This is a genomic window from Pseudomonas sp. 43(2021) (assembly GCF_017490805.1).
GTDB lineage: Bacteria > Pseudomonadota > Gammaproteobacteria > Pseudomonadales > Pseudomonadaceae > Aquipseudomonas.
In genome coordinates, this window is record NZ_JAFGYJ010000002.1 from 299248 (window position 1) to 305466 (window position 6219).

Genomic DNA, 6219 nt, shown 5'->3' on the forward strand with positions numbered 1-6219 from the left:
TTTAGAAGTCCGCGTCCCATTCAACCCGCATCACGCCTGCTTCCAGGTCGATGTCGAGCACGCATTGCGCCGTATAGGGCAACAGACGCTCGCGATCATCCAGGCTGCCTGCGCAGGGCTTGACCACCATTACATCGTTCGCACCGGTCTCCAACAGGTGATCGACCTTGCCGAACAGTTGTTCGTCCTGGTTGATGACCTTCAGGCCCACCAACTGGTACCAGTAGTACTCGTCAGCAGCCAGGTTGGGCAAAAGGCTCCGCGGTATGCAGATTTCGTAACCGCTCAGAAGACGGGCTTCATCGCGATCATCGAGGCCTTTCAGTTTCACGACCAGGCCCTTCTGGGAGCCACGACCGTTGACCAGCTCGACCTGCTTTACCTTGCCTTCGTGCCGAAGCGTCCAGCGCGGATAATCCAACAGGTTTTCAATCGGATCGGTAAAGGAATACACCTTCACCTCGCCGCGAACGCCGTGAACCGAAAAAATCTTGCCAACGACGATGAGGTCGTCAGCCTTTTCTGGCGTCGCGTTCATACTGCTCAGGCAGCAGCCTTGGCAGCGTCCTTCAGCAGCTGAGCAACGCGCTCAGACGGCTGTGCACCCTGGCTCAGCCAGTAGTTGACGCGCTCTTGGTTGACCGACAGCTTGACTTCGGCGCCAGCAGCGATCGGGTTGAAGAAACCTACGCGCTCAACGAAACGGCCGTCACGGGCGTTACGCGAGTTGGTCACGGTCAGGTGGTAGAATGGGCGCTTTTTCGAGCCGCCACGGGCCAGACGAATGGTTACCATGTGAACATCGTTCCTATAGTCGGTGCTGCAGTTGATACAGCAGCTGGTACTGCAAATCTGAATGCCAAATAGGCACACGGGTGCCCAAAAGGCCGCATATTCTCGGGGAATACACGGACATTTGCAAATGACTTTTTCGGCAAGGCCCTGCCCTGCCGTCCAGATCTGCCGGTTGAGCCGCGAAATCCGCGGCCATTGCCCCGCCACAGCGGGGGTTCTGGGCGCCTGCCGGACGAACGGCAGGCACCCGGAATAGGGGTTACAGCTTCGGCATGCCGCCGCCCGGCAGCATCCCGCCCAGGCCGCGCATCATCTTGGCCATGCCGCCCTTGGCGGAGAATTTCTTCATCATCTTCTGCATTTGCTTGTGCTGCTTGATCAGGCGGCCGACGTCCTGCACCTGGGTGCCGGAACCGATGGCGATACGGCGCTTGCGCGAGCCGCTGATCAACTCTGGATCACGGCGCTCGGCCGGGGTCATGGAGTTGATGATCGCTTCCATCTGCTTGAACTGCTTCTCGGCCGCGCCCTGGGCGTTGCCCATCTGCGACAGGTTGACCCCGCCGATGCTCGGCAGCTTGTCCATCAGGCCGCCGAGGCCGCCCATGTTCTTCATCTGCTGCAGCTGATCGCGGAAGTCTTCGAGGTCGAAGCCCTTGCCCTTCTTCAGCTTCTTGGCCAGCTTGTCGGCCTTGGCCTTGTCGATGTTCTGCTCGGCCTGCTCGATCAGGCTGAGCACGTCACCCATGCCGAGGATGCGCGAGGCGACACGGTCGGGGTGGAATGGTTCGAGGGCTTCGGTCTTCTCGCCCATACCGATGAACTTGATCGGCTTGCCGGTGATGGCACGCACCGACAGCGCGGCACCGCCACGGGCGTCACCGTCGACCTTGGTCAGCACCACGCCGGTCAGCGGCAGCGCCTCGCCAAACGCCTTGGCGGTGTTGGCGGCGTCCTGGCCGGTCATGGCGTCGACCACGAACAGGGTCTCGATCGGCTTGACCGCGGCGTGCAGCGCCTTGATCTCGTCCATCATGTCGGCGTCGATGTGCAGACGGCCGGCGGTGTCGACGATGACCACGTCGATGAACTTCAGCTTGGCTTCGCGGATGGCCGCTTCGGCGATGGCCACCGGCTTCTGGCTGATGTCGGACGGGAAGAAGGTGACGCCGATGTCGTTGGCCAGGGTTTCCAGCTGCTTGATCGCCGCCGGGCGGTAGACGTCGGCGGACACTACCATCACGCTCTTTTTCTTGCGCTCCTTGAGGAAGCGCGCCAGCTTGCCGGCGGTGGTGGTCTTACCGGCGCCCTGCAGGCCGGCCATCAGCACCACGGCGGGCGGGGCGGCGTTCAGCGCGAGGTCTTCATTGGCCGCGCCCATCAGGCTTTCCAGCTCGGCCTGGACGATCTTCACGAACGCCTGGCCAGGGGTCAGGCTGCGCGACACTTCGGTGCCGACTGCACGGTCCTTGACGCTGTTGACGAAATCCTTGACCACCGGCAGGGCAACGTCGGCCTCGAGCAGGGCCATGCGCACTTCGCGCAGCGTGTCCTTGATGTTGTCTTCGGTCAGCTTGGCCTTGCCGGTGACATGGCGCAGCGTCTGTGACAGGCGGTCGGTCAGGTTTTCGAACATGGTGATCCTTTCAGGCCCAGTAAAAGCCGAGGTTTGTCAGGCGCCCAGGGGGAATGCATACCCGCCGGGCACAGCAAGGCGGCGATTATAGCGAAGTGCGACGGCGGCGCACACCTTGGCGGCGGTATGGTAGATAATCGGTGGCTGTGCCGGCCTCTTCGCGGGTGAACCCGCTCCCACAGGGTCCCCACCCCATTCGAAACCGGCGCCATACCTGTGGGAGCGGGTTCACCCGCGAATACCGCACCGCAGCCTGCCAGTCTTCCTAGACCAGCGCGATCTATGCCAAACTCCGTCTCTTTAAGGCTCGCCAACCAGGACTTATGTTCTCCTCACCCAGCCTCCTCCCCAACCTGATCGCCGCCGGCCTATATATAGCTGCGGCCATCTACCAGGGCTCTTACCTTGCCCAGAACCGCAAGGCCGACAAGCGCCTGCTTGCCCTGCTGGGTGCCTTGGCGGTACTCGCCCAGGCCGGTGCGCTGTTCTTCCAGCTGATCACCCCGCTGGGCCTGAGCCTGGACTTCTTCAGTGCCGCCAGCCTGATCGCCGTGGCGGTCATCGCCCTGACCCTGCTGGCCTGCTTGCGCATACCCGTGGAGAACCTGCTGGTGCTGCTGTTCCCGCTGGGTGCGGTGACCGCGCTGCTGGCCCAGTTCGCGCCCCCTGGCACGGTACCGCTGGTCAACGAAGAGCCGGGCATCCTCGCGCATATCCTGCTGTCGATCCTGGCCTACGGGCTGTTCACCATCGCGGTGTTCCAGGCGCTGTTGTTGCTGCTGCAGGACCGCCAGTTGAAGAACAAGCACCCGTCCGGGCTGATCCGCAACTTCCCGCCGCTGCAAACCATGGAAAGCCTGCTGTTCGGCTTCCTCTGGGCCGGCTGGTGCCTGCTGTCGCTGTCGCTGATCTCCGGCTGGCTGTTCCTCGACAACCTGTTCGCCCAGCACCTGGCACACAAGACCCTGCTGGCCTGTGTCGCCTGGGTGGTGTTCAGCGTGCTGCTGTGGGGCCGCACCCGCCTGGGCTGGCGTGGCCACAAGGCCATCCGCTGGACGCTGGCCGGTTTCTGCCTGCTGATGCTGGCCTATTTCGGCAGCAAGCTGGTTCGCGAATTCATCCTGCATATCTGACGGCCGCCCATGGATACCCTGCCGTACGCACCGCTATTCGGCACCCTGGCACTGGCGCTGTTGTGGTCGGCGCTATTCACTGCGGTGGATGCCGCCCGCCTGCAACTCAATGGCGCGCTGCGCGCCGGCGAGGACGGCCAGCCCGTGCTGCCGGCCCAGGCCCTGGTGCTGTGCGCCAGCCTGGGCAAGCTGCTGGTGCTGGGCCTGGCCTGCCTGGTCGGCCAGCGGCATAGCGGCGAACACGGCTTCTGGCTGGCCGGGCTGGCCGCCACCCTCACCTTGCTGGTGTTCGCCGAATACCTGCCGCGGCGCCTGGCCCGGCGCAACCCGCAGGCGTTCGTCAGCCTCGGCGCCAGCCTGCTGAAAGTGCCCCTCACCCTGCTGCAACCACTGGCCTGCCTGCTGGATGGCGTTGCCAAGCTGATCCTGCGTCCGTTCCGCGTGCAACCCACGGCCGTGGCCCTGCACCCGCAGGAAGCCGACGAGTTCGACGAGGACGAGGAACACGAAGCGCCGCGCCACGGCCTGCTCGACGGCCTGCAGTCACTGGACAAGATGACCGTCAACGACATCCTGGTACCGCGCAACGAAGTGGACGGCATCAGCCTCGACGAGCCGATCGAGCGCATCATCGAGCAACTGATCGTCAGCCGCCACACCCGCCTGCCGGTGTACCACAGCGACATCAACCAGGTTGAAGCGATCCTCAACACCAAGCTGATCAGCCACCTGCTGCCCAAGGCCGAGCTGACCCTGGAGACGCTGCTCGGCGCCTGCTACGAGCCCTATTTCGTGCCGGAGAGCACGCCCCTGCAAATGCAGCTGCTGAACTTCCACAAGCAGCAGCGCCGCCTGGGCGTGGTGGTGGACGAGTACGGCGAAGTGCTGGGCATCGTCACCCTGGAAGACATCCTCGAAGAGATCGTTGGCGAGTTCGAGGATGAACACAGCTTGGTCAACCCCCACGTGCACCCGCAGCCCGATGGCACCTTCGTCATCGACGGCACCGCTTCGCTACGCGAAATCAACCGCAGCCTGGGCTGGCACCTGCCCTGCGACGGCGGGCCGAAAACCCTCAACGGGCTGGTCACCGAGGCGCTGGAGAGCATCCCGGAAAGCGCCGTTTGCCTGAAGATCGGCCGCTATCGCCTGGAAATCCTCGAAACAGAGGACAATTGTGCCAGCAAGGTACTGGTGTGGACCGTGACCCGATAGCTATACTCGGGTCACGCTTACCCAGCCCCGCCGTTCCGCCTGCTACCCGCACCCGGCGCCCCACGGCCAGTCCGCTCCACTGACACGCCCTGCGGTCCTGCTTCAACACCCCGAACAGTGCCCGCCCCCGCCCCTATCCCCCTTGGGCTATCGTCAGTCGGGCGCACACAACAACAAAACGCTCCCGCGTCCACGCAGCGGTGCTTGCCTTTTTGCCTCGCACGCCCATGGAGCTGGACCAGACTGTTAGGGACCTACTTAATGACAATCAGCAGCACCTATGCCGAAGCGCCTGCCGCGCCGGTCAACTCGCCCGCGCGGGTAGCCACCGCCAGCTTCATCGGCACCGCCATCGAGTTCTACGATTTCTACGTCTACGCCACTGCCGCCGCACTGGTGATCGGCCCGGTGTTCTTCCCGTCCGGGTCGGGCACCGCGCAGATGCTGGCGGCCTTTCTTACCTTCGGCATCGCCTTCCTCGCCCGCCCGCTGGGCTCGGCACTGTTCGGCCACTTTGGCGACCGTATCGGCCGCAAGTCGACCCTGGTCGCCTCACTGCTGCTGATGGGCGTATCCACGACGGCCATCGGCGTGCTGCCGGGCTATGACAGCATTGGTGTATGGGCGCCGATCATCCTCTGCCTGCTGCGTTTTGGCCAAGGCCTGGGCCTGGGCGGCGAATGGGGTGGTGCGGCCTTGCTGGCCACCGAGAACGCGCCGGAAGGCAAGCGAGCCTGGTTCGGCATGTTCCCGCAGTTGGGCCCGTCGATCGGCTTTTTGGCCGCCAACGGCCTGTTCCTGACCCTGGCCCTGGTGCTCAGCGACGAGCAGTTCCGCGAGTGGGGCTGGCGCATTCCGTTCCTGCTCAGCGCCGCGCTGGTACTGGTGGGCCTGTATGTGCGCCTGAAGCTTGAAGAAAGCCCGGTGTTCGCCAAGGCCGTCGCCCGCCACGAGCGGGTGAAAATGCCGGTGGTCGACCTGTTTTCAAGATACTGGCTGCAGACCCTGCTGGGCGCAGCGGCGATGGTGGTGTGCTACGCGCTGTTCTACATCTCCACGGTATTCTCGCTGAGCTATGGCGTGACCACGCTGGGCTACAGCCGCGAGACGTTCCTTGGCCTGCTGTGCTTCGCGGTGGTGTTCATGGCCCTGGCCACACCACTGTCGGCCTGGCTCAGCGACCGCTACGGGCGCAAACCGGTGCTGATCGTCGGCGGCCTGCTGGCGGTAGCCTCGGGCTTTGCCATGGAACCGCTGCTGACTTCGGGGTCGACCGCAGGCGTGGCGCTGTTTCTGGCCATCGAGCTGTTCCTGATGGGCGTGACCTTTGCGCCGATGGGAGCACTGCTGCCTGAGCTGTTCCCGACCCACGTGCGTTATACCGGCGCTTCGGCGGCGTATAACCTGGGCGGCATCGTCGGGGCCTCGGCGGCACCGTTC

6 protein-coding genes are annotated in these 6219 nt (G+C 64.1%); 3 read left to right on the top strand and 3 right to left on the bottom strand.

Annotated elements, in window-relative coordinates:
- Position 1 precedes the first annotated feature (1 nt).
- From rimM to ffh, 3 genes are all read right to left on the bottom strand, one after another.
- On the bottom strand, positions 2-538 hold the full coding sequence (gene rimM, locus J5M71_RS02975; protein WP_025337913.1) for a ribosome maturation factor RimM: 537 nt from the start codon (positions 536-538) through the stop codon (positions 2-4).
- Positions 539-543: 5 nt separating this feature from the next.
- Positions 544-795 (bottom strand): 30S ribosomal protein S16, encoded by a 252-nt coding sequence (gene rpsP / locus J5M71_RS02980; protein WP_003259424.1) that lies wholly within the window; start codon positions 793-795, stop codon positions 544-546.
- A gap of 259 nt (positions 796-1054) precedes the next feature.
- Positions 1055-2431 carry a signal recognition particle protein gene (gene ffh, locus J5M71_RS02985; RefSeq protein WP_013971189.1) on the bottom strand — a complete coding sequence of 459 codons (1377 nt, stop codon included), beginning with the start codon at positions 2429-2431 and terminating at the stop codon, positions 1055-1057.
- 323 nt (positions 2432-2754) lie between these two features.
- Between ffh and ccsA the strand changes: the two genes are divergently transcribed.
- The 3 genes from ccsA to J5M71_RS03000 all read left to right on the top strand — a co-directional run.
- Positions 2755-3564 (top strand): cytochrome c biogenesis protein CcsA, encoded by an 810-nt coding sequence (gene ccsA, locus J5M71_RS02990; RefSeq protein ID WP_207829532.1) that lies wholly within the window; start codon positions 2755-2757, stop codon positions 3562-3564.
- A 9-nt stretch (positions 3565-3573) separates the two neighbouring features.
- Positions 3574-4779, top strand: coding sequence for a transporter associated domain-containing protein (locus J5M71_RS02995; protein WP_207829537.1), 1206 nt, complete (start codon positions 3574-3576; stop codon positions 4777-4779).
- Between the two features lie 261 nt (positions 4780-5040).
- The coding region (locus J5M71_RS03000) for an MFS transporter (RefSeq protein WP_207829538.1) at positions 5041-6219 on the top strand (1179 nt) is incomplete at its 3' end.